We start from the raw sequence: 22,235 nt of genomic DNA, 5'->3' as shown, positions 1-22,235 counted from the left end.
GACATGCCTACCTCTACCCCGCCCGGCCGTCCGTTCTGCACCCCTGGCGTTGCCACCGAGCACCTCGTCCGTACCCTCGTCGCGCAAGGCTATGGTTCATCGCTGATTATGGAGGCTCTCGGCGTCGAAGGTATCGCCGCCGCCCAATCCGGCTCTCCCGCAGCCGCTCAATGGCACCTGACGAGCCGGGACTCTATGGCATCACAGCTCGTCGCCGCTGTTTATTTACGACGCCCCCAGCCCGCCGCCTTCTTCCAATCTCTCGTCGGGACTGAGTCCACCTCCGAGCTCGTAGCAGAACAGGCTCTTATCCCGTCAGAAGGTTCACATGAAACGCTGCAGCTCAACCTCGACATCCGCCCGATCCACCACCCCGCGCATGGGAACGCGGAGGTGCTGGTTCTCTCCGACCCGGATGCTTCCCTGGAGCCGCGCATCCCCGGACCGGAACACGTTCCCGGTATAGGAAACGCACCCCTATCCCTACTGAATTCCATTCCCCGCCTGTCAGCGAACGCCCGAGTTCTTGACCTGGGTACTGGGTCGGGAGTCTTGGCGTTGCTATTGGCAGCCAACAGCGAGGCAACACTTTTCGGCAGTGACATTCACAGTCGTGCGCTGGCCTATGCACAAGTTGCCGCCGCTGCGCAAGGATTGGAATCGCCTAAGGTCAAGTGGGTTCAGGGCTCCTGGTTTGATCCCTTCGCCAGCGAGCTTTTCGACGTGATCGTCTCCAATCCGCCGTTCGTCATCGGCCCCTCCATCGACCTCGATGCCCGCGAGGGGCACGTATATCGCGATTCCGGTCTGCCCTTGGACGCAGCCAGCAAGCTGGTGGTTCAACAAGCCGTTGAACACTTAGCACCGGGAGGGCATGCGCACCTGTTAATCGGCTGGGCACTCGGCGAAGGTACGGCGGATTCCGCCGCCGAACGAATCTTGAGCTGGTTGCCGGACGAAGGAGCTCGTGCATGGGTTCTTCAGCGTGATGTGGTGGATGTGGCCACCTATGTCACCACCTGGTTGCGCGACGAGAGCATCGACCCACGCAGCGACAGCGGTCAGCAGCGGGCGACAGAATGGCTCGAGTTCTTCGATCACCACGATGTCACGCAGATCGGGCTCGGGTGGATTCATATCGAGAAGATCGATGGTGCCACCGAGCTCACAGTCGAAACTTTCGAACACGCCCTGCCCGATGGAGCCTTCTTGGGACAAGAGGTCGGCGAATGGTTCGCACGCTGCCGCTGGCTCGAGGAGCTGGAGGTTCCCGGCCGCCCGGCCGCCGAAGCCATTGCGGATGCGCACTACCGACTGCGACACGGCGTCATCCTAGAAAAAGCCGCCACTTCCACCGACCAGGGGTTCGGCGAAGAAACAATACAGTTGACACGGACCGATGGGCCGGGTTGGACCCACGAAATCGATGCGACATTAGCGGCAATTCTGGCTGGTCTTAGCTGGGACGGACTTTGCTTGCGTGACGTAGCGGAGCTCTACCACGCAATTAATGGAGAAGATCTGGGAATGGATGCCGCAGAGCTTGTAGATCAGCTTGTTCCTCTAGCTGTGGCTCTGGTGAGGCACGGGATGATTGTGCCGCGAGACCTGCGCGAGGTGTACGAGGGCGAAATGTAGGCCAGCGCGATTAGAGAAAACCAATGAAGACAACCCAGTAAGGGAAAACGAATGAGGAAAAACCAGTGAAGGCAGTGATTAGCACCGTCAGCAGTGCCACAGTGTCGGTTGCAGACGAAGTGGTGGGAGAAGTAACCGGACCCGCACTCTTAGCGCTCGTGGGAGTCGGTGTAAACGATGAACCCGAAGCCGCAGAGAAAATGGCGCGGAAAATTGCGGAACTGCGTTTGCTCCCCGCGTCGGGGCAACCATGGGATAGTCCACGCAATCACTCCGTAGAAGAAGTAAACGGGCAAGTTCTGTTGGTAAGTCAGTTCACACTCATGGGCGAGACGAAAAAGGGACGACGTCCCTCGTGGGTTAACGCGGCTCCGGGAGAAACTGCCGAACCGGTGTACGAACGTATTGCAGAATTGCTCCGAGAGCGCGGCATAGTTGTAGAAACAGGACGATTCGGCGCCATGATGGAAGTCGCCAGCGTCAATGAGGGACCATTCACAGTGCTTGTGGAGACCTAAGAACGAGAGCTTGTTCAACAAAAACTGCAGGTAAAGCTCTTCCCCTCTGCAGAGTCGCGACAGAGAGAAAAATAGCTAACCCCTGTGCGGGGGTGAACCAAGTTCCTTCTTCAGGTTCGGTGGGGAACAATTCTTCCAAGAGATTCGTTGACCCCGTAGAGCTTCGGCACACAACGAGAAAATTCTTGAAGCGCTTGAACGCTATCGAGCCATGGGAGGCACACCAGCACTATGAGTAACTCCATGATTGATGACGAATACAACGGCATCAGCCACGGTCAAGAGGGTACCGGCAATTCGGCCGACGATAGCGATAAGAAAGAAGACAAGGGGCGGCGCCGCGGAAACAACGAGAACCCGTCGGCAGATCTGGTTCGCGTCTACCTCAACGGCATCGGTAAGACCGCCCTGCTTACTGCAGAGGACGAGGTAGAACTCTCCAAGCGAATCGAAGTCGGGCTGTACTCGGAGCACCTTCTAGCCACCGCAGAGAAGCTGACCCGTGCGAAGAAGCGCGATCTTAAGGTACTGGCACGTGAAGGCAAGGCAGCCCGGAGCCACCTGCTGGAGGCCAACCTGCGCCTCGTTGTATCGCTGGCGAAGCGCTACACCGGCCGTGGCATGCCTCTGCTGGACCTGATCCAAGAAGGCAACCTGGGCTTGATCCGCGCAATGGAAAAGTTCGATTACACCAAGGGCTTTAAATTCTCCACCTATGCAACTTGGTGGATTCGCCAAGCCATTACCCGTGGCATGGCCGACCAATCCCGCACCATTCGCCTTCCCGTCCACCTGGTAGAGCAGGTGAACAAGCTTTCCCGTATCAAGCGCGAGATGTACCAGCAGCTTGGGCGCGAAGCGACGAACGAGGAGCTGGCTGAGGAATCCGGAATCGAGGAATCGAAGATCGAAATGCTGCTCAAGCAGTCCCGCGATCCGGTGAGCCTGGATATGCCCGTCGGTAGCGACGAAGAAGCCCCGCTGGGCGACTTTATCGAGGACTCCGAGGCAACGGATGCGGAAACCGCTGTGGTTGCATCCCTGCGCCACTCCGATGTCCGCGCTGTGTTGGGCACCCTGGAGGAGCGCGAGCAGGACGTCATCAAGCTGCGCTATGGCCTGGATGATGGCATGCCGCGCACGCTGGATCAGATTGGTCGCCGCTTCGGGCTTTCCCGCGAACGCGTCCGCCAAATCGAGCGTGAGGTTATGGCCAAGCTCCGCGAGGGTGACCGAGCCAACAAGCTGCGTGAATACGCTGTTTAGAGACTCATCATCCCTAAATAGCATCAGTACTTAAGCTTCCGCCCCGTTCCTTTTGCGGACGGGGCTATAATCGTTTCAAGTCAATGAACAAAGAAAGGGCGTAGCGCACGTGAGGGATCTCGTCGATACCACTGAGATGTATCTCCGAACGATTTATGAGTTGGAAGAAGAAGGCATTCTGCCGCTCCGCGCCCGCATCGCAGAAAGACTGGATCAGTCCGGCCCTACGGTGAGCCAGACCGTTGCGCGTATGGAGCGCGACGAACTACTTACGGTTGAGAAGGATCGTTCTCTTAAACTCAGTCCTCAAGGCCGAGCTTTAGCCACCGCGGTCATGCGCAAGCACCGCCTGGCCGAGCGCTTGCTCACCGACGTCATCGGTCTTCCCTGGGAAAAGGTTCACGACGAAGCCTGTCGCTGGGAACACGTCATGGGCGACGAGGTTGAGGTTCAGCTGGTAAAGGTACTCAGCGAATATGCCACCTCCCCATTTGGCAATCCGATTCCGGGACTGGAGGAGTTGGTAGAAAGCGTGCCGGAGGCTGAGCGCACGGAGCTGAAGGAAAAGATTTATTCTCTGCAGACAGGTTCCTCACAGCGCGCCTCTGATATCGAATCGCCGGAGCCGATCGAGGTAAAGATCCTCAGTATCAACGAAATCGTGCAGGTGGAGCACAAGCTCATGGCGAAGTTCCACGCGTTGGACATGCGCCCAGGCAGCGTCGTAACGCTGGTGGCCACCGAGGACGGCTTGGAGTTCGGCAACGACAACGGCACCATGGTTGTTCCGGAGGAGCTTGGCCACGCCGTACGCGTAGAAAAGCTCAACTAAGGACGTGGGGTAGCGTGGGGGCTGTGACAAGCATCGATCTATCTTCCTCTGCCCTATCCCCTTCCGCCCACATCGTCGTGACTGGCGGCGCCGGCTATGTCGGTAGCGTCTGTGCCAGCGTACTTCTCGAACACGGTTTCCGCGTGACGGTGGTGGACGATTTATCAACCGGCAATGGTTATGCAGTACCAGAAGGCGCGACCTTTATTGAGGGGGACATCCGCGATGTCATCTCCGATGTCTTTGCCGCTGGCGACGTCGCAGCCGTCATGCACTTTGCCGCCCGTTCGCTTGTCGGCGAATCCGTAGAGAATCCCGATATCTACTGGCACCACAATGTAGGTACCAGTCTGTACCTCCTGGATCAGATGCGCGAGCACGGGGTAGATAACCTCGTGTTCTCCTCCACTGCTGCGACCTACGGCGAACCAGAGCAGGTTCCAATCACTGAAGACATGCCGACGGCACCGACGAACCCCTATGGCGCCTCCAAGCTGGCGATTGATCACATGATCACCTCGTACGCCAATGCCTATGGACTGGCCGCTACCTCCCTGCGATACTTCAACGTCGCTGGCGCACACGGAAATATTGGTGAAAACCACAAGGTCGAAACTCACCTCATTCCCTTGGTGCTACAAGTTGCCCTTGGTCATCGAGAGCACATCTCGATTTTCGGCACTGACTACCCCACTGCCGATGGCACTGCCGTCCGCGATTACATCCATATTCGAGATCTGGCGGATGCCCACCTGCTGGCCGCTGCGTCGAACACTGCGGGCAAGCATCGCATCTTTAATCTCGGCTCCGGCGATGGTTTTAGCGTGCGTCAAGTCATCGACACCTGCCGCGAGGTCACCGGCCACCCAATTCCCGCGATCGAATCGCCACGTCGCGCGGGCGACCCTGCAACTCTGATCGCTTCGTCGGCGAAGGCTAAGTCTGAGCTCGGATGGAACCCCACCCGCTCCGATTTGCACACCATTATCTCCGACGCATGGGCCTTTAGCGGACAACTGGGTGATAGGTTGCATTCCGCACAGCGTTAACTGCGTCCCAGTCCACAATCTGCATGAGTCGCTCGTACTCCCATGCGATATCGAGCCCCGCATATTCCCGGACTGTGACATAGGTTCGCTCCGGCAGCCTGTCCTCCTCCGTGGGGTCTTCTGCGGCATCCAGATCCATCTGCACATTTGCCATAACGGTGCAGGCGGATTGCACTGCTTTAGCCAAAAGCAATTTGATCTTTCCTTTTTGATGGGCGTCCAACGCCGTAACCGCAATGTCAGCAGTGAACTCATCGAATGCACTCAGCTGCGGCTCGACCGCAGAATCATCCATTTTCTCCATATCGGAAAGCATTTCCTCCAGCGTTGCCTCCGCAACCTGATCTTCTGTGCCTTCCATATCCTCCGTGCCTATCCCCTGAGCACGCTCGATACTATCGAGCCGCGCACATGCATCCTCGGTGTATAGATCGGCTTCAAGTTCCTCCAACAGTCGCGTAAGTGTGTGATACGCCAGGACTCCTTCGTCGTTAGCCGACGCCACCAGTGCCAGGATCAACATCACCCGTCGACGTACCGACCCCGTCGTTCGACGCGCAGCACTGGCAAGCATCTCGCGTAGAATCGCGCTGTTCGTGCCCAAAGACCAGGCAATAACGACCGTATGAAGGAACTCGTCACTGCAAATCGCGGCAAGGCTGTCGATGAGGTATTCGTTTTCACATTCCTCTTCCAACACCCTTGTTCCCTCCGCTACGGCGGCTATACCAATCAGGACTTGGATCAGATCGACTGTGGTGGCCTCCGCACGTTCCTGGAGCATCCATTCCGGCTCGCTCAGGTTGGCAGGATCCAGCCAGCGCTCCATTTCCTCCCGGTTACCCATACGGCGAGCCCCACTCAGCGCACTGATATCGGCCAGCTCATTGGACTCCACGCTGTCTACCGTGCCCGTCTCGCCGTCCAATACGTCGATCCAAGGCATTCCCGTCGTGATGCTTTCGACTTCTAGGGCCGATTGAACATCGACACATGCATCCTCCAGTTGGCTGACGGCAGAAGCCACACAGGCACGCAGATCTTCATCCATGTCGCCGATAGTGAGAATGATTGCCTCCGCCGCTGGGGCGTTGCAAAGAATCTTGGTAATCCCCCGCACTGCCTCGTCAATAGCCGCTGGGTGCAAGTCGCATCGTAGGACCGGACCGATTCGAAAGCGCCGGTGATGCGCGGGCAGCGGTGCGGAACTGGTGTGCTCGGTGGAAGCGACTAGGCCGATGATGACCAGCGAGTCCACGGGTGGGAATCCAAGAAGGGAGGGAATGGCAGCGATCAGCTTGCCTTTGTCTGCTCCCAAATGAACGGATGGCGGGCGCGTAGTAGGTGCACTAAGTGCGGAATCTGCGGGAATAGACTGGGGTTTCTTTTCGTTGTGTTCTGGTGAGTTCCTCATGCCACAGATCGTTGCCGAACCAAAGTTTTTTCGCGGCGACGAATCCCATACGGTGCGGCGAAGCCCCAGGGGTCTGTGGATAACTTGAAACTGTGAATATGGGTCCCAGAAATGGCGCCGTCTCAACCTGGCTTGTCCGAAGTGGCTGATAGGCTAGGCAGACGGTGCTTGGTTGGACACAGGTTCCGCCGGAAGGGAGAGCGAAACTATGCATGAGCACTTCGACAACAACGACCATCGTGGCAATGGCGAGCGGCGTGAGCGGCAGCTAGGCGGCCGGATGTACGAGCTGGAGTACCCGGCTCCGATCCAGTTCGATCGCCCCTCGATTGCCGACGAGCCCATGGGGTTGAGCGATGCTGAGGGTGCTGAGGGTGCTGAGGAGCTGCCAATGTTGGTGGCATTGCAAGGCTACGCGGATGCCGGACAAGCTGTCTCAAACGCCAGCTCTCATATCCTGGCTGCCTTGGAGCATAGCCCGGTTGCGTCGTTCAAGGTCGATGAGTTGATCGATTATCGTTCGCGACGCCCCGGTGTGACCATCGAGAACTCCAAGGTTGTGGATACGGATGATATTCGCCTGGATCTACACCTGGTAAAGGACACCCAGGGACGCCCCTTCCTGCTGCTAAGTGGCTTGGAGCCAGACCTTAAGTGGGGAGCCTTTAGCGACGCTGTGGTGGATCTCGCCCGGCGTGGTCAGGTCGGCATGGTCGCCTCTCTGTACTCGGCGCCGATGACGGTGCCGCACACTCGCCGTTTGGTGATTTCTGCGCATGCCTCGGAATCTTCGCTGATCAAGGACTACCACACGTGGGATTCGCGAATGATCGTTCCCGGCGCCGCGGCTTTGGAAACGGAAAAGAAGTTAAACCGCCACGGGTTCGAAACGGTTGGCTTTACCGCCCATGTGCCGCACTACATCGCGGCCTCCGACTACCCGGAGGCGACCTTGCGCCTATTGGAGGCATTCAGCGAAGTCGCAGACCGCGAGCTGCCCCTTAAAGCTCTGGAAAAGGAGTTGGAACGCGTACAGCGCCAGCTGCAAGACCAGGTTGAGGAGTCCCAGGAGATCGCTACTGTCGTCAGTGCATTGGAGCACCAGTACGATGCCGAGATGGAACGAATGCGTCGTAAGCGGGAGAACAACCTGCTGCAACCGGGACAGGACATCCCAACCGGCGAAGAGCTGGGCGCAGAGTTCGAAGCATTCTTGCAGAACATGTCAGATGGCTCCGATAATGCCGACGATCCAACCGATACCGAGCAAGAGGACAAATAAAACACAGTGGGTATTGCTGCCGAACTCGCGGAACTGTTGCCAGATCTGGACGAGGTACCGGAATCTCTGATTGATGACGCGATCCTAGAGTCTTTTCTCGGTTGGACGCGTGACCGCGGCATTACCCTCTACCCTGCCCAGGAAGAGGCAGCCACAGCCCTCGTGGCTGAAGACAACGTGATTCTTGCTACGCCCACGGGCTCCGGTAAGTCCATGGTGGCCATCGCTGCCCACTTCATTGCCATGGCTCGCAAGCAGCGCAGTTTCTACACCGCGCCCATCAAAGCTCTGGTCAGTGAGAAATTCTTCGATCTGTGCCAAACCTTCGGCCCGGAAAATGTGGGCATGATGACGGGTGACGCCACAGTGAATGGCGGCGCACCGATCATCTGCGCCACTGCTGAAATCGTTGCCAATATTGCCCTGCGCGACGGAGCGAACGCGAAAATTGATCAGGTAGTGATGGACGAGTTCCACTACTACTCTGAACCCGACCGTGGCTGGGCCTGGCAGGTTCCGCTCTTGGAACTCCCTAAGGCACAATTTCTTCTGATGAGCGCCACCCTGGGCAACACCAAGTGGTTGGAGGATGATCTAAGCGAACGCACTGGTCGCCAAACCACATTGGTGACGGGCAGCACACGGCCAGTGCCGCTCGACTTTCACTATGTCTACACTCCCGTCCACGAAACGGTGGAGGAGCTAATAAGCGACGGCAAATCGCCCATTTACATTGTTCACTTCACCCAGCGCGAAGCTATCGAGCGCGCCCAGGCTCTGACCAGCATGAAGCTAGTTAATGACGAAGCCAAGGCTGCTATCGCCGAGGAGATCGGTGATCTCCGCTTTACCTCTGCCTTCGGCAAAACTCTCTCCCGCCTGCTGCGCAAGGGAATCGGCGTGCACCATGCCGGCTTGCTGCCGAAGTACCGTCGCCTCGTCGAGCGATTGTCGCAGAAAGGGCTTCTAAAAATTATTTGTGGTACCGATACTCTCGGAGTAGGTATCAATGTGCCGATTCGTACAGTACTGATGACGGGACTGACCAAGTACGACGGTGTGAAGCACCGCGTGCTGAAATCCCGCGAGTTCCATCAAATCGCGGGTCGAGCGGGTCGCGCAGGGTATGACACGGAGGGGACTGTCGTGGTACAGGCTCCCGAGCATGAGATTGAAAACTTTCGCCTCCGCCAACGAGCCGGTAGTGATCCGAAGAAGATCAAGAAGCTACGCAAACGCTCTGCCCCCGAGGGGCAGGCAACGTGGAGTGAATCCACCTATGAGCGCCTCACCCATGCTGAGCCGGAGGAACTTTCCAGCCAGTTCCGCATGAGCAACTCCATGCTGCTCAATGTCATCGCTCGTGACCAGTGGACCTTTGAAGCGCTACGGCATCTTTTGCGCACCAATCACGACACGCGCACTAAACAGAACAAGGCCATCTTGCGCACCATCGAGCTGTACCGGGGGCTTATCAACGCTGAAGTCGTTGAAGAATTCCAGGCACAAACTCCTAGTTGCAAGGATGCCCGCCTGACCGCCGACCTCAACCGCGATTTTGCCCTCAATCAGCCACTGTCTCCCTTCGCCCTGGCAGCTCTGGAACTACTGGATCCGGAGTCCGACACGTTCGCGCTTGACGTGATCTCTACTTTTGAGGCGGTTTTGGAAGACCCCCGACAGGTGCTTATCGCCCAGCAGAAGGCTGAACGGGGCGAGGAGATTGCGGCGCTGAAGGCTGAGGGCGTCGATTACACCGAGCGAATGGCCATCGTCGAAGATATCACCTGGCCCATGCCGCTGGCAGACGAGCTAGAGCAGGCCTATGACACGTTCTGTGAGGGCAACCCGTGGGCTCGCGATTTTCAGATTAGCCCGAAGTCCATTGTGCGGGACATGGTGGAAAAGGCAATGACCTTCTCCGACTTCGTGGCCGCGTATGGGCTGGGACGCTCCGAGGGTGTGGTGCTGCGCTATCTCACCGATGCATATCGCACACTGGAGCACTCCGTACCCGATTCTTACCGCTCGGAGGAGTTCGACGATATCCTTGTGTGGTTGGGCGAGCTGATTCGCCAAGTTGATTCCTCACTCATTGATGAGTGGGTACAGATGGCGGATCCGGATGCCCCGCTGACCGAGGATCAGGTGGCCGAGCATGCCTACGGCGTGGAAAACACAAACCTGCTCTCTGCCAACCCGCAGGCGCTGACCCGTATGGTGCGTAACTACTTCTTCCGCCACGTGGAACTCTTCGCGTTCGAAAAAGAGCGCGAGCTCGCGGAAATGGACGAATACCTGGATTCGCCACCAGACTGGCCTGCCGCGATGGACGATTACTTTGAGGAATATGCCGATATAGGTGTTGACGCCGCCGCGCGTTCAAATAGGTACATTCTCATCAAGCGCGGCACAGGCCCCGAGTCGGGTAGTTGGTTCGTGCGCCAGATCATCGACGATCCCGAAGGCGACCATGGCTGGGCGCTAGAGGGCGTGGTAGACCTTGCTGCAACGGATGAAGCCGGCGAGATCCGGCTCTCGGAGCTCACCGTCGTTCAGGGCTAGCTGGCAGGTTCTAGAAGTACGACTCCAGAACGCGACGGCTTTCCTGTGCCACATGATTGAAGGACTGTGCGACGATCTCCCCCAACGACGCATAGTCGTCGATCCGCGTGGAACTGGAGCGGTACGCCATGCCAATCGTGCGTCCCGCTCGCACAGCCCCTCCGGCAAACGTCGCCAGGGCGATGCCCGGCCGTTGACACTCGACTGATACTGCGGACAGCGGTACCAAGGTTGCGCCCAATCCCGCCGACACCAGCTGAATTACGGTGGAAAGGCTGGCCGCCCTGGTGACAGAATGGCGCGGATCATTGGCCATATCCACCGTCCGGCACAGTTCCAGAATCTGGTCGCGCAGGCAGTGCCCATCGTCTAGCAGCAGCAGATCAACATCCTTGAGTTCGTCGACTGCCAAATCCTTGCGACCGGCCAATGGGTGCCCCTCAGGCACCACCAGCACGAACTCTTCGGTGTAGAGATCTACCGTGTTGAGCCCGCCGCCTTCGCCCGGCATACCAAGGACGGCGACGTCGATCTTGCCCTGTCGCAACGCATCAATAAGAAGTGGCGACTTCTCTTCGACAATGCGCGGTTCGAGCTCCGGGGCTGCGTCGTGTACAGAGTGTAAAACCTCCGGCAGGATATACGGGGCGACGGTCGGGATCATTCCTATTGCCATCGAACCCACGAGGCCGCCGTGAGCACCCCGTGCGTGAGAGACGAAAGTTTCGAGGCTTTCCAGGGTGGCTTGTGCAAATGGCAGCAGTCCTCGCCCCACTGGGGTGACAATAACCTTGCGAGTGGATCGTTCGATAAGCTGCACTCCCAAACCTGCCTCGAGCGCAGCGAGCGCTTGGGAAAGGGAAGGTTGGGAGATACCTAAATGGGAGGCTGCGGTACCAAAATGACCATGTTCGGCAATGGTCACAAAGGTGCGCAATTGGGCAACGGTCGGGCGATACTCTCTTTGAACCACATCTGCGATTCTACAGACATTCTTAGAAAAGCATAATTACACCTGGAAAAATAAATATAGGCGACTATAAATCAGCTTACGCGCAGTTCAGCGGTACCTTCGAAGGGCGATAGGTTCCCCAAGAACGCCTTGGAATCTCCCCGTAGGCGGACGGTGTAAGTCCCCGGCGGAACGTCCTGTGTACCCCACTCGATCGTTGTGCGGGTCTGCCCAAAGTTATTCTCGAAAGTGATGAGCGTGTTTTCGCTGGAATCGTCTGCCACTACCTTGCCACTTCCATCCTCGATCGTGACATAGCCCTCTCCATGACGCATGTTGTTATTGGGATTGGCCCCGACGAAGATAACCCGCGCATTCGTACCACTCTTTACCTCTGCGGGAGCCTCCAGCACATCACCGAACTTCTTCCCCATAGGCGGGGTATCCATCCACCCATCACTTCCGGGCACATTCGGGATCAAGCCTGTGAGATCTCCCGCAGGCTCTCCTACCTCAACTTCCTTGCCCTCCTTCAAGGCTCGCGCCATTTCATCAAAGACATCCTGGAAAGCTGAGAGTTGATAGTGCCCGAAGATCGTCGCCCCACCCTCGTAGTTCTGGGCCTCGTACTCCTCCGGAGTGGTGAGGTAGTGGCCATAAGCGTTGGTGTAGCCCTGCACGACAATCGAGTTCTCAGACACGCCTAGTGCCGCGGCCACCGTCCGCTTGATTCGCAGGCCACTAGTCACCGTTGGCTCAAATCCCAGCGAAACGAGAATGAAGCCACCGAGGCGGTGAATCGCAAATGGGTGCACCTGCTGAATCATCCCGTCGATGTATCCCATCGGCAATAGGCACTCTTTAGCACCGTGGATGTCCTTAACTTCCTGTGTCGCCAACACTTTATTGAGGTCTCGCACCCAAGGGTTTCCGCCCCGTTCTCCTTCGTTGAATCCCAACAGCGGCACTCCACCTCCATCTTCTTGAGAAGACGCCGCGAAGGCGGCACCCAAGATTGCCGGACCGAGCTTGTGTTCCTTGCCATCCGGGGTGAAGCGTGAGCTTGCGACCAGTTTGGGACAGTCCACCCACCTCATCCGTCCATCGATGCCACCAGCCGACCAATCCTTGCCATCAGTCTTCGTGGCTTCCATCATCCGCTCCCCCAGGATCTGTGCGGATTCACGCTCACTTGCGCCCGGCCCAGAGTTAGGCGTCAAACCCATATTCGGGGTGATGTCTCCCGGAGTCATGTTTGCAAACGCCGCGACAAACGGGGCTTCTTCCGGGTGGCGGTGCACCACGCCGTGAGCCTCCTCTGTGGCCCATGCGGCGTATCCCTTGTTATCGCCAGCGATGTGCTTGTACTTATGCCCAAAGCTCGTCGGGTGCAGCGAGTACCAGTTAATCAATCCCACCTGCTGTCCACCGCGCGAGACGTGCAAGGTGACGCTGCGGGTATCCACGCCATTCGGAAGTTCATTCTTATCCTCTTCGGGGTTGCGGTCCCACGAGGTTTTGGATCTATTGACGCCCGCATCAGCGACCGTAGATTCCGCCACCGTCACCTCTGATGGCTGGATGTCATCATGCGCTCGGATGATGGCGGTCACGATGCCCTCGACCGTTGCCTCGAAGGTCTTCGGACGGAATCCACCGTGCGTGATATCAACCATGAGGTGCTGCGACGTACCACCCGGCGCCACATGTGTGTGAGTGGCGGCGAGTAGCACATTGGACTGGTTGTAGAGATCGCCGTATTTTTCCTTCAGACGGCGCAATACCTCCAAATGGATCGACTGGAACATCAGCCCGACATCGCAGGTAACGTGCACCAGGCGGGAATTCTCGCGGGAGGGATCGACAAAAATAAACGCCCGGGCGTATTGGCGGCGTTGAATGCCTACGGTCTTTTGCTCATCGACGGCATATCCAAACATGCCCGCTCCCCAGGGCTCGCCGGTCATGTCCGCCAAGCCTCGGCCTACATGGAAGCCCCCTCCGCTAGAGGTTGTTCCCTCTTGGGCACCTGCGCCCGACGTGGCGGCGGACGCCCACACGACGGTGCCGGTGACCGCAGCCATGCCGCGGAAAAAGCTGCGACGGCTCACTTGTGATTGCAAAGGGTTGAGCGAGCTATCAGTGATGCTGTGATGGGCGTGTTCACACATAGGTATCTCGTTTCTGAAAACTACGTATATCCATAAATGGTTTTGACGAACGAAACTTTAGACTCAACCCTGTGGAAAAATGTGATGGTTTTCATACTTTAAGCAAACATTTACCTCAATCTAAGTTCTTTTGGGGGTGCAAGCGTCCCAAGAGATCGAGTTCTTCCCCTACCCCACTCGCTGCTAAAATCAACCTTTTCGAGCCATATAAACATGGGCATTCCAGGTTTCTCCGGCAAGCAAGACGGGTGATTTTTAACAATGACGGACGCGAAAGGGCCGACTTCCTCATCTCATAAGGGGCGCCCCCGTCGACGTCCACGCAAGCGACGTCCGAAGTTTGTCCGCACGATCCCGCCGATCACCTACCCCGACCTTCCTGTCTCGGAACGCCGCGCGGACATCAAAAAGGCCATTGAGGAAAACCAGGTGGTCATCATCGCCGGTGAAACCGGTTCGGGTAAGACCACGCAGATTCCGAAGATGTGTCTAGAGATCGGCCGCGGCCGCACCAAGGTCATCGGCCACACCCAGCCGCGTCGCATTGCGGCTCGTAGCGTAGCCGAACGCATCGCCGAGGAACTCGACCAAACAATCGGCGAGGATTCTTCCCTGGTCGGTTACAAAATCCGCTTCGACGACACAATTTCCAAGCACACCGCGGTCAAACTCATGACAGACGGCGTGTTGCTCAACGAGATCCAGCGCGACCGGCTACTCCGCGAATACGACACAATCATCGTGGACGAGGCACACGAGCGCAGCCTCAATATCGACTTCCTTCTCGGCTACCTCAAGCAGCTTCTGCCGAAGCGACCGGATCTAAAGGTGATCATCACCTCGGCCACGATCGACCCGGAAAGCTTCGCCAAGCACTTTGCTGACGCCGACGGCTCCCCCGCGCCCATCATCGAAGTCTCTGGCCGCACCTACCCCGTAGAGATTCGCTATCGTCCTCTGATCACCGAGCGCGAAAACCCGAAGACAGGCGAAATCACGGAAGTCGAGACCGACCCCTTGGACGGAATCGTGGCGGCGTGCAAGGAGCTAATGCGCGCCGGCGACGGCGACATTCTTTGCTTCTTCTCCGGCGAGCGCGAAATTCGGGATGCTGCTGAAGCCTTAGAAGGTGAATTCGCCGGGGCCTCAGGGGCACGCAAGGTGGATGTGCTGCCGTTGTTCGGCCGTTTGTCGAATGCAGAACAGCATCGAGTCTTCCGTACCGGCCCGCGCCGCCGCATCGTCCTGGCGACCAATATCGCGGAAACCTCCCTGACTGTGCCGGGTATTCATTACGTGGTGGACACCGGTTTTGCACGTATCTCCCGCTACTCCCACCGCACAAAAGTACAGCGCTTGCCGGTGGAGCCCATCAGCCAGGCCAGCGCCAAGCAACGCTCGGGTCGCTCGGGTCGAATTGCCGACGGCATCGCGATTCGTTTGTACTCCGAGGAGGATTTCGAGGCTCGTCCGGCGTTCACGGATCCGGAAATCCTGCGCACTCACCTTTCCAGCGTCATCCTGTCGATGGCCGCCCTTGGGTTGGGTGATATTCAACGCTTCCCATTCCTTCAAGCACCCGATAATAAGTCGATCCGGGACGGTGTAGCACTACTCCAGGAGCTTGGAGCGTTGGCGTCAACAAAGGAAGCAACGCTAACAGACATCGGCCGGGACATGGCGCGTATCCCCACCGATCCGCGACTAGCCCGCATGTTGGTTGCGGGGCATGCGCAGAACATCATTGAGACGATCGCGGTTATTATCTCCGCACTGTCGATTCAGGACGTGCGCGAAAGACCTTTGGAAAAGCAGCAACAGGCCGATGAAATGCACGCGCGTTTCAAGGCGAACTCCGACTTTATTAGCCTGCTGAAGCTGTGGAATTATCTGCAAGAACAGCGTCAGGATCTCTCGGCCAATAAGTTTAGAAAGCTGTGCCAGCGCGAGTTCATTCACTATGTTCGCGTGCGCGAATGGATGGATCTGGTACGCCAAATGCTCTCCGTCGTGCAAGATCTCGGCTGGAAGATTCCGAATATTCGCCACGTGCGCGAGCTCGTCTTTGAACCAGAAGCTATCGACGAGGACCTGGTACACCAGTCAATTCTTACCGGCCTGATCACCCACGTGGGAATGCGGGAGGGAAATTCCAAACAGTTCACCGGAACTCGCGGCTCACATTTCGTCGTGCACCCCTCCTCGCATGTGTCAAAGAAGCCCCCACAGTGGCTTATGGCCGCGGAGCTGGTGGAAACGTCGCAGGTCTTTGCCCGCACAGTGGGGCCGATTGACCCCAGCTGGATCGAATCAATTGCTCCACACATGGTGAAGTACAACTACTCCGAGCCGGTGTGGTCCTCCTCGCGGGGTGCGGCAATGGTGCATGAAAAGGTTCTGCTTTTGGGCCTACCCATTGTCGCGGACAGGATGGTTAATGCCTCCAAGGTGGATCGGCCTTTGGCCCGCGAGCTTTTTATCCGCCATGCCCTCGTGGAGGGAGATTGGAAGACTCGCCACCACTTTTTCTCCCACAACCAAAATCTGCTGGCCGAAGCTACTGATCTGGAGGATAAGGCTCGTCGTCGCGATATCGTTGTCGACGATCAAGCTCTTTTTGATTTTTATGACGCCCGCTTGCCCGAGAAGATCGTCTCCTCTCGACATTTCGATTCTTGGTGGAAGAAAGCTCGCCACAAGGATCCACACCAGTTGGACTTCACCCTTGAGGCGCTAATCGACTCGCAAGAGGCTGCCAAGGCCGCCGACGAGTTCCCTGATGCGTGGCGCCAGGGCAGCTTGGAGTTCGAGCTATCCTATGTGTTCTTGCCGGGAGACCCCGACGATGGAATAACCATGCGCGTACCCCTGCCGCTGCTGGCGAATGTCTCCGAACCCGAAACACGCTGGCTGGTCGCCGGTATGCGTGAGGAACTCGCGGTCGCACTGATCCGCTCCTTGCCGAAGCCACTGCGCACCAGCGTCGTGCCAGCCAGCAATTTTGCTGCCGCTGCCCTTAAGAAGATGGTTCCCTTCGACGGCGAGTTTGGTTTTGCACTTGCAGAGGCTTTACGCGAATTAGGAGGCCGGGGCATCACGGCTCAGGACTTCGATTGGAACCGAGTCCCGGAGCACTTGCGTATGCAATTTGCCGCCATTGACCGGCGGGGAAAGGTGATCGAGAAGTCTCGTGACCTGCAATATCTCCAGAACAAACTTTCTGGCCAGGTCACTTCTGCGATTGCTCAGGCGGCAGCTCGGACGAAGCCTGCAGCTCCCAGCGATGCTGCACAGCATTCACCTCAGCGACAAAAGAAGCGTGGCGGCACGTCGAGCGGTGTGCTGGCTACCGCCGAGGCATGGACAGTAGACGGCATCGGAGTGCTTCCCGAGACAGTGGAAACGGTGGTCGACGGGCAAACTCTGCACACCTATCCCGCTATCGTCGCTTCACACAGTGGCGTGACGTTGAAAGCCTTCCCCACCAAGCAAGCTGCGGATGGGCAGCAGTTTACGACCGTGCTGAACATGATGGTCAACGCTTGTACGATATCCCCAAAGCAAATGATCAAGGGCTTGCCGCTACGTCAACGTGTGGCTATGGAGCAGATCGACGGGGGCGTCGATGGGCTAGTCAGCGATGTGGTGGCTCTGGCCTGCCGAGACATGCTTATGAAGCTGGGGCCGGTGGTGCGCGACCCAGAAAAGTGCGAAGAGGTGGTGGGTGTAGCTCGCTCTCAGGGACCCGGACGCGTGCGGCAATACGTAGTAGCCCTCGCACCCGCTGTGCTGGCCGTTGCGGACATGTCAGCGGAACTGAAGGGCTGGTCGGGAGATGCCATTGAAGATATGCGTAAGCAACTCGATTTCTTCCTGGGCAAGCATGCCATCGCCCGCAATGGCATTGAGCACATGCGCCACGTTCCGCGCTATGTAGAGGCCATGCGCGCCCGATTGGAAATGATGAAGACGGATCCAGACAAGGAAGAGGATCTGGACGAAGAGGTTCAAGAGGCTTTTGATCTCTTGGAAAAGACGAAGAAGCGGCTCCCAACGGCGAGGGCTGTCTCCCCACAGATCAAGGAGGTGCGCTGGATGATCGAGGAGTTTCGAGTCAGCCTCTTTGCGCAGAACCTAGGCACAGCGCATTCGGTATCCCTGCAGCGTATCCGTAAGAAATTGGAGAAGATCCGTTAGCTGTCGTCGCCTTCAGACTCTTCAGGATGCTGGGCTAGAGACTGGCGGTGGGCACGCAGCGATTCGATTTCCTGCTCGAAGTCTTCGGCACAATTAAAAGACTTATACACGGAGGCGAAACGCAGATAAGCCACCTCGTCCAAGGTTCGGAGTGGATCCAAGATCGCCAGGCCGATCTGGTTTGCGGGTACTTGGGAGCCATGTGTCACTCGAACGGCTTGTTCCACTTCGTGTGCCAGACGCTTTAATGCGTCGTCGGAGACGTCGCGCCCCTGACATGCCCGACGCACGCCCTTGATAACTTTTTCTCTACTGAATTCCTCGGTCACTCCATTGCGCTTCACTACCAACAGAACAGACCTTTCAATAGTGGTGAAGCGGGTCTGGCATTGACTGCATTCGCGACGACGTCGGATAGAAACACCCATCTCAATGGATCGCGAATCAACAACGCGGGATGAATCTGAGCTACAGGAGGGGCACAACACCCTTCTCAGCTTAGTCGCCCCTCCCCCGACACAGAAGCTGAACTATGGGATGAGAAGAGGCGCAAACCCAAGCAGCGTGGACATCACTCCAAGGGAGACCGCGGTTCCACCAGGCGAGTGAATGATTCGCTCCGTTCGTGCGCGAACTCTATCTACCCATCCCATTTGATTGTCGAACAGGCATTCGTTTGCGCCGGAGATGCGATCCATCTTGCGGCGCGGAATCGAACGCGCAACAGGTGCAGAAGAATACCCAAAGGTGTTCGAATTACCCCTAGAATCCAGTGCTTCCCAATTAGGCTTAAGAACTTGAGGCCTACGAAGTGGCGCAACCCGATCATCAGGAAGCACACGGACATGCGATGCAGACTGGACAGTAGTTGCGGGACGAATGATCGAGGTGGTCATGTGGCTACTCCTTTACAATGCGACGTAAGGCCAATCAGCAAAGCGCCTTAGCGCCTACGTCTTATTCCCTTGGCTGTTGCCCTAGTGAACCATTCACGCCCGACAGGGAACTTCAAAAATTCTGGTTTCTAGATCATCTGTTCGAATCTCGAACACAGCACAAAATTTAGCACGCATGTTCGAACATGTCTAGACAAATCTAAACTTTTTCGAACACATATACTAGAAATGCGTTCTATTTCGGGTAGTGTGGATGCAGATCGCGAAATACCGATAAAGAGACCCCGCCGGAATGAGGTATAACCGTGTCCACCGACCAACCCACCGAAAGCCCTTCCCCTCGCCCTAAGCTTGGGCGTCCTCCGAAGTCCGAGGCTGACAAGCGTGCGGAGAAGCAAGCTCAGAAGGACGGCAAGAAGCCAGCCCTAAGCACTCGCCAGCGCCGCATTCTCGAAGTCATTCGCGATTCGACGGTCATCCGCGGTTACCCGCCAAGTATTCGCGAAATTGCCGATGCTGTAGGACTGCACTCGACGTCATCGGTTTCTTATCATCTCACCCAGCTGGAGAAGCGCGGACATCTACGCCGCGATGGCAAGCGACCTCGCGCGGTTGATGTGCGCTCCTTCGACGGCGTGCAACTCCCGGCCCAGACTAAACCCACGCCGCAAGCAGCTACTCCGCCCCCGACTTCCGACGAGGGAGAGCTCATGCCAGAGGCCACCTACGTCCCGGTTGTGGGGCAGATCGCCGCTGGCGCCCCGATCCTTGCAGAGCAAAATGTTGAGGCTCACTTCCCACTACCACAGGAGTTGGTAGGTAACGGAGAGCTCTTCTTGTTGCAGGTCGTGGGCGAGTCTATGCATGATGCCGGCATCTTCAACGGAGACTGGGTCGTGGTTCGCTCCCAGGCCGTCGCCGAGTTCGGCGATTTTGTCGCCGCCATGATCGACGGTGAGGCCACCGTAAAGGAGTTCCAAAAGGATGCCGACGGACTGTGGCTTATCCCCCACAACCCCCTGTTCGAACCTATCCCTGCCGAGGAAGCAACCATCCTAGGTAAGGTCGCAGCGGTTCTGCGCAAGATTTAACTCCCCCCTATTGGTTCTGACGCCGCCGTCTCCGACCCGCTTGGCACTAAAGTAGCGCCTATGGAATCAGCAGAACGGCGCCGTCAAATAGCCTCCCTCACCGCCATTCACGGCAGGGTTACTGTGAATGAACTGGCGGAGAAGTTCGGCGTCACCGCGGAAACAATTCGCCGCGACCTCGCGATTCTCTCTGACGGCGGTGAGCTCTTCCGCATCCACGGCGGAGCGGTTCCGGCGCAGGATTTCCGTACAGACTTCACCACTCTTGCCACACGTTCAAAGGCATCTCTCGGAGCCAAGCGGTCAATCGCCCAAGCTGCAGTAAAGCTCCTTCCGGAAACAGGCAGCACCATCTTCATCGATGCAGGTACCACCACGGGCGTCTTTGCCGAGGCCATCGCCGAAGCCAATGCCACAAACGATCCCAAGCTGATGGCACCGAAGCTCAATATCGTCACGAACTCTTTCTTTATTGCCACCACATTGGCGGAATCCCCCCGTTGCGATGTCCAACTAATCGGTGGGCACGTCCGCGCCCTGTCTCAGGCCGTCGTTGGCGACCTTGCCACCCGCGCCCTCGGCGTCCTCCATGCCGATGTTGCATTCATTGGAACCAATGCCCTTACTATCGATCATGGGCTATCCACTCCCGATGCCCAAGAAGGAGCAATCAAGCGCTCTATGGTGGCAAACTCCGACCGCGTAGTCGCTCTGTGCGATTCCACGAAGTTTGGCCTGGACTATCTGGTGAGCTTCGCAACTATCCAGGACATCAGTGCCGTCGTGACCGACGAGGACGCCCCGCAGCCCTACGTTTCCGAGCTGCGCAATCTCGGTATCGACGTCAGCTTTGGCAGCTAGTCTGCGGCTCTGAACTCCTGCAACTCCCCTGCCACTACATTCGGCAAACGAACCTCTAGTTTCGTTCCCTCTGCGTCATAGTCCTCTGCAATTACCGTTCCCAGTTCGTGGACTTTGGCCACGATATCGCCGCGGTCAAAAGGCACGTGCAACGTGACATGGGAATCCAGGGAATTCAGGAACAACTCCAGCTGAGCCTCCAGCTCGGCAATCCCTTCACCTGTTTTCGCCGACACAAAGACGGCATCCGGCACTCGGTGACGTAGTTCGGCGAGCACCAGTGGGTCCGCGGTATCGATCTTGTTCACCACCAGAATTTCCGGTGGCGCCTCCTGTCCGGATTCCTCGACGATCCCGCCGATCACTGTGTTCACAGCCTTGATCTGCTCCAGTGGGAAAGGATCGGAACCATCCACAACGTGCAAAACCACGTCGGCTGCCAGAACCTCCTCCAAGGTCGAGCGGAAAGCTTCAACCAACTGCGTGGGGAGGTGACGCACGAATCCAACCGTGTCGCTAAAAACCACGGACCGACCATCAGCCAGGTTTGCCCGCCTGGTGGTCGGATCCAGGGTGGCAAATAGTGCGTCTTCTACCAGTACTCCCGCACCCGTCAATGCGTTGATGAGCGAAGACTTACCAGCATTGGTGTACCCGGCGATCGCGATCTGCGGAATCGCAGAAGCATCGCGTCGCTCGCGCTTTACCTCTCGAGAGGTTTTCATTGCAGCAATTTCTTTGCGCAGCTTCGCCATCTCGGAGCGCAGGCGGCGACGGTCGGCTTCGATCTTCGTCTCACCGGGACCGCGCAGACCTACACCGCCATTGGAGCCAGCGCGTCCACCGGCCTGGCGGGAAAGCGCACCGCCCCAACCACGAACGCGCGTAATGAGGTACTCCATTTGCGCAAGCGCTACCTGTGCCTTGCCCTCTTTGGACTTCGCGTGCTGGGCGAAGATATCGAGGATCAACATGGTACGGTCAATAACCTTGACGTCGAGCGCCTTTTCCAGCGCGATCATTTGGCCGGGGCTCAACTCACCATCGCAGACGACGGTATCAGCGCCGGTCTCCAATACGACAGCCTTCAGTTCCTCGACCTTGCCGCGCCCGATATAGGTGCCAGAATCCGGCTTGTCGCGCCGCTGGTACAGCATCTCCGTCACCTCGGAGCCCGCTGTTTCCGCCAGTGCGCGCAACTCCTCTAGGTTCGCTTCCACCTGCGCAATCGTGCCAGAGGTCCACACGCCGACCAGCACGACTTTCTCCAGTCTGAGCTTTCGGTACTCAACGTCGTAGCCGTCCGATTGCTCGTCGGTGTAGGTGCTTACGCCGCGGGAAAGCCGCCGCAGGCTAGAGCGTGCTTCGAGATCGAGCTCGCCGACTGTGGGGTCAGGTATAGGGGCGAAGGAGTGTGTAGTGTGTTCGGTCTGTTCCGTCATTAAGGACTATTTTTACCTGTCAGGGGCACTAAATAGGAAATTTGGTGCAGCGGACTAGAGT

At 57.5% G+C, this 22,235-nt stretch carries 15 protein-coding genes; 10 read left to right on the top strand and 5 right to left on the bottom strand.

What is annotated here, in order from left to right:
- The first annotated feature begins 3 nt into the window (after positions 1-3).
- The 5 genes from ACUY2T_RS08490 to galE all read left to right on the top strand — a co-directional run bounded on the left by ACUY2T_RS08490 (position 4) and on the right by galE (position 5,303).
- A complete protein-coding gene (locus ACUY2T_RS08490) occupies positions 4-1,638 on the top strand; it encodes a DUF7782 domain-containing protein (RefSeq protein ID WP_448308269.1) in 1,635 nt (544 codons plus the stop codon).
- 65 nt (positions 1,639-1,703) lie between these two features.
- Positions 1,704-2,156: a D-aminoacyl-tRNA deacylase gene (dtd, locus tag ACUY2T_RS08485; RefSeq protein ID WP_448308268.1), complete on the top strand. Its 453-nt coding sequence runs from the start codon at positions 1,704-1,706 to the stop codon at positions 2,154-2,156.
- Between the two features lie 231 nt (positions 2,157-2,387).
- Positions 2,388-3,422 (top strand): sigma-70 family RNA polymerase sigma factor, encoded by a 1,035-nt coding sequence (locus tag ACUY2T_RS08480; RefSeq protein ID WP_293790254.1) that lies wholly within the window; start codon positions 2,388-2,390, stop codon positions 3,420-3,422.
- 109 nt (positions 3,423-3,531) lie between these two features.
- Positions 3,532-4,254, top strand: coding sequence for an iron dependent repressor, metal binding and dimerization domain protein (locus ACUY2T_RS08475; RefSeq protein WP_448308267.1), 723 nt, complete (start codon positions 3,532-3,534; stop codon positions 4,252-4,254).
- A gap of 14 nt (positions 4,255-4,268) precedes the next feature.
- Positions 4,269-5,303 (top strand): UDP-glucose 4-epimerase GalE, encoded by a 1,035-nt coding sequence (galE, locus tag ACUY2T_RS08470; protein ID WP_448308266.1) that lies wholly within the window; start codon positions 4,269-4,271, stop codon positions 5,301-5,303.
- Here galE and ACUY2T_RS08465 read toward each other — a convergent pair.
- Positions 5,260-6,717, bottom strand: a complete 1,458-nt coding sequence (locus ACUY2T_RS08465) for a DUF4192 domain-containing protein (protein ID WP_448308265.1) — start codon at positions 6,715-6,717, stop codon at positions 5,260-5,262. The two genes, galE and ACUY2T_RS08465, sit on opposite strands and share 44 nt — an antisense overlap.
- A gap of 208 nt (positions 6,718-6,925) precedes the next feature.
- Between ACUY2T_RS08465 and ACUY2T_RS08460 the strand changes: the two genes are divergently transcribed.
- Complete coding sequence (locus ACUY2T_RS08460; protein WP_293790243.1) at positions 6,926-7,999, top strand: PAC2 family protein; 1,074 nt, start codon at positions 6,926-6,928, stop codon at positions 7,997-7,999.
- Between the two features lie 6 nt (positions 8,000-8,005).
- The gene (locus ACUY2T_RS08455; RefSeq protein WP_448308264.1) at positions 8,006-10,564 is read left to right on the top strand and encodes a DEAD/DEAH box helicase; all 2,559 of its coding nucleotides are present in this window, start codon (positions 8,006-8,008) and stop codon (positions 10,562-10,564) included.
- 10 nt (positions 10,565-10,574) lie between these two features.
- Here the strand turns inward: ACUY2T_RS08455 and ACUY2T_RS08450 are convergent, their stop codons facing one another.
- Together ACUY2T_RS08450 and ACUY2T_RS08445 are read right to left on the bottom strand one after the other, a co-directional pair.
- On the bottom strand, positions 10,575-11,537 hold the full coding sequence (locus tag ACUY2T_RS08450) for a hydrogen peroxide-inducible genes activator (protein ID WP_448308263.1): 963 nt from the start codon (positions 11,535-11,537) through the stop codon (positions 10,575-10,577).
- A 71-nt stretch (positions 11,538-11,608) separates the two neighbouring features.
- Positions 11,609-13,627 (bottom strand): neutral/alkaline non-lysosomal ceramidase N-terminal domain-containing protein, encoded by a 2,019-nt coding sequence (locus ACUY2T_RS08445; protein ID WP_448308262.1) that lies wholly within the window; start codon positions 13,625-13,627, stop codon positions 11,609-11,611.
- 321 nt (positions 13,628-13,948) lie between these two features.
- Between ACUY2T_RS08445 and hrpA the strand changes: the two genes are divergently transcribed.
- Positions 13,949-17,884 carry an ATP-dependent RNA helicase HrpA gene (gene hrpA, locus ACUY2T_RS08440; protein ID WP_448308261.1) on the top strand — a complete coding sequence of 1,312 codons (3,936 nt, stop codon included), beginning with the start codon at positions 13,949-13,951 and terminating at the stop codon, positions 17,882-17,884.
- On the opposite strand, the gene nrdR is transcribed toward hrpA, so the two are convergent.
- Positions 17,881-18,372: a transcriptional regulator NrdR gene (gene nrdR / locus ACUY2T_RS08435; RefSeq protein WP_293790228.1), complete on the bottom strand. Its 492-nt coding sequence runs from the start codon at positions 18,370-18,372 to the stop codon at positions 17,881-17,883. The two genes, hrpA and nrdR, sit on opposite strands and share 4 nt — an antisense overlap.
- Positions 18,373-19,085: 713 nt before the next feature.
- Between nrdR and lexA the strand changes: the two genes are divergently transcribed.
- Both lexA and ACUY2T_RS08425 read left to right on the top strand, forming a co-directional pair.
- Positions 19,086-19,871: a transcriptional repressor LexA gene (gene lexA / locus ACUY2T_RS08430; protein ID WP_448308260.1), complete on the top strand. Its 786-nt coding sequence runs from the start codon at positions 19,086-19,088 to the stop codon at positions 19,869-19,871.
- A gap of 60 nt (positions 19,872-19,931) precedes the next feature.
- The gene (locus ACUY2T_RS08425; protein WP_448308259.1) at positions 19,932-20,732 is read left to right on the top strand and encodes a DeoR/GlpR family DNA-binding transcription regulator; all 801 of its coding nucleotides are present in this window, start codon (positions 19,932-19,934) and stop codon (positions 20,730-20,732) included.
- Here ACUY2T_RS08425 and hflX read toward each other — a convergent pair.
- Positions 20,729-22,174 (bottom strand): GTPase HflX, encoded by a 1,446-nt coding sequence (hflX, locus tag ACUY2T_RS08420; RefSeq protein WP_448308258.1) that lies wholly within the window; start codon positions 22,172-22,174, stop codon positions 20,729-20,731. The genes ACUY2T_RS08425 and hflX overlap by 4 nt on opposite strands.
- Positions 22,175-22,235 lie beyond the last annotated feature (61 nt).

The organism is Corynebacterium sp. 22-2729 (assembly GCF_053479475.1).
Note: the sequence above shows the minus strand (reverse complement) of the source record. Positions and strands in the feature narration are given on the sequence as shown.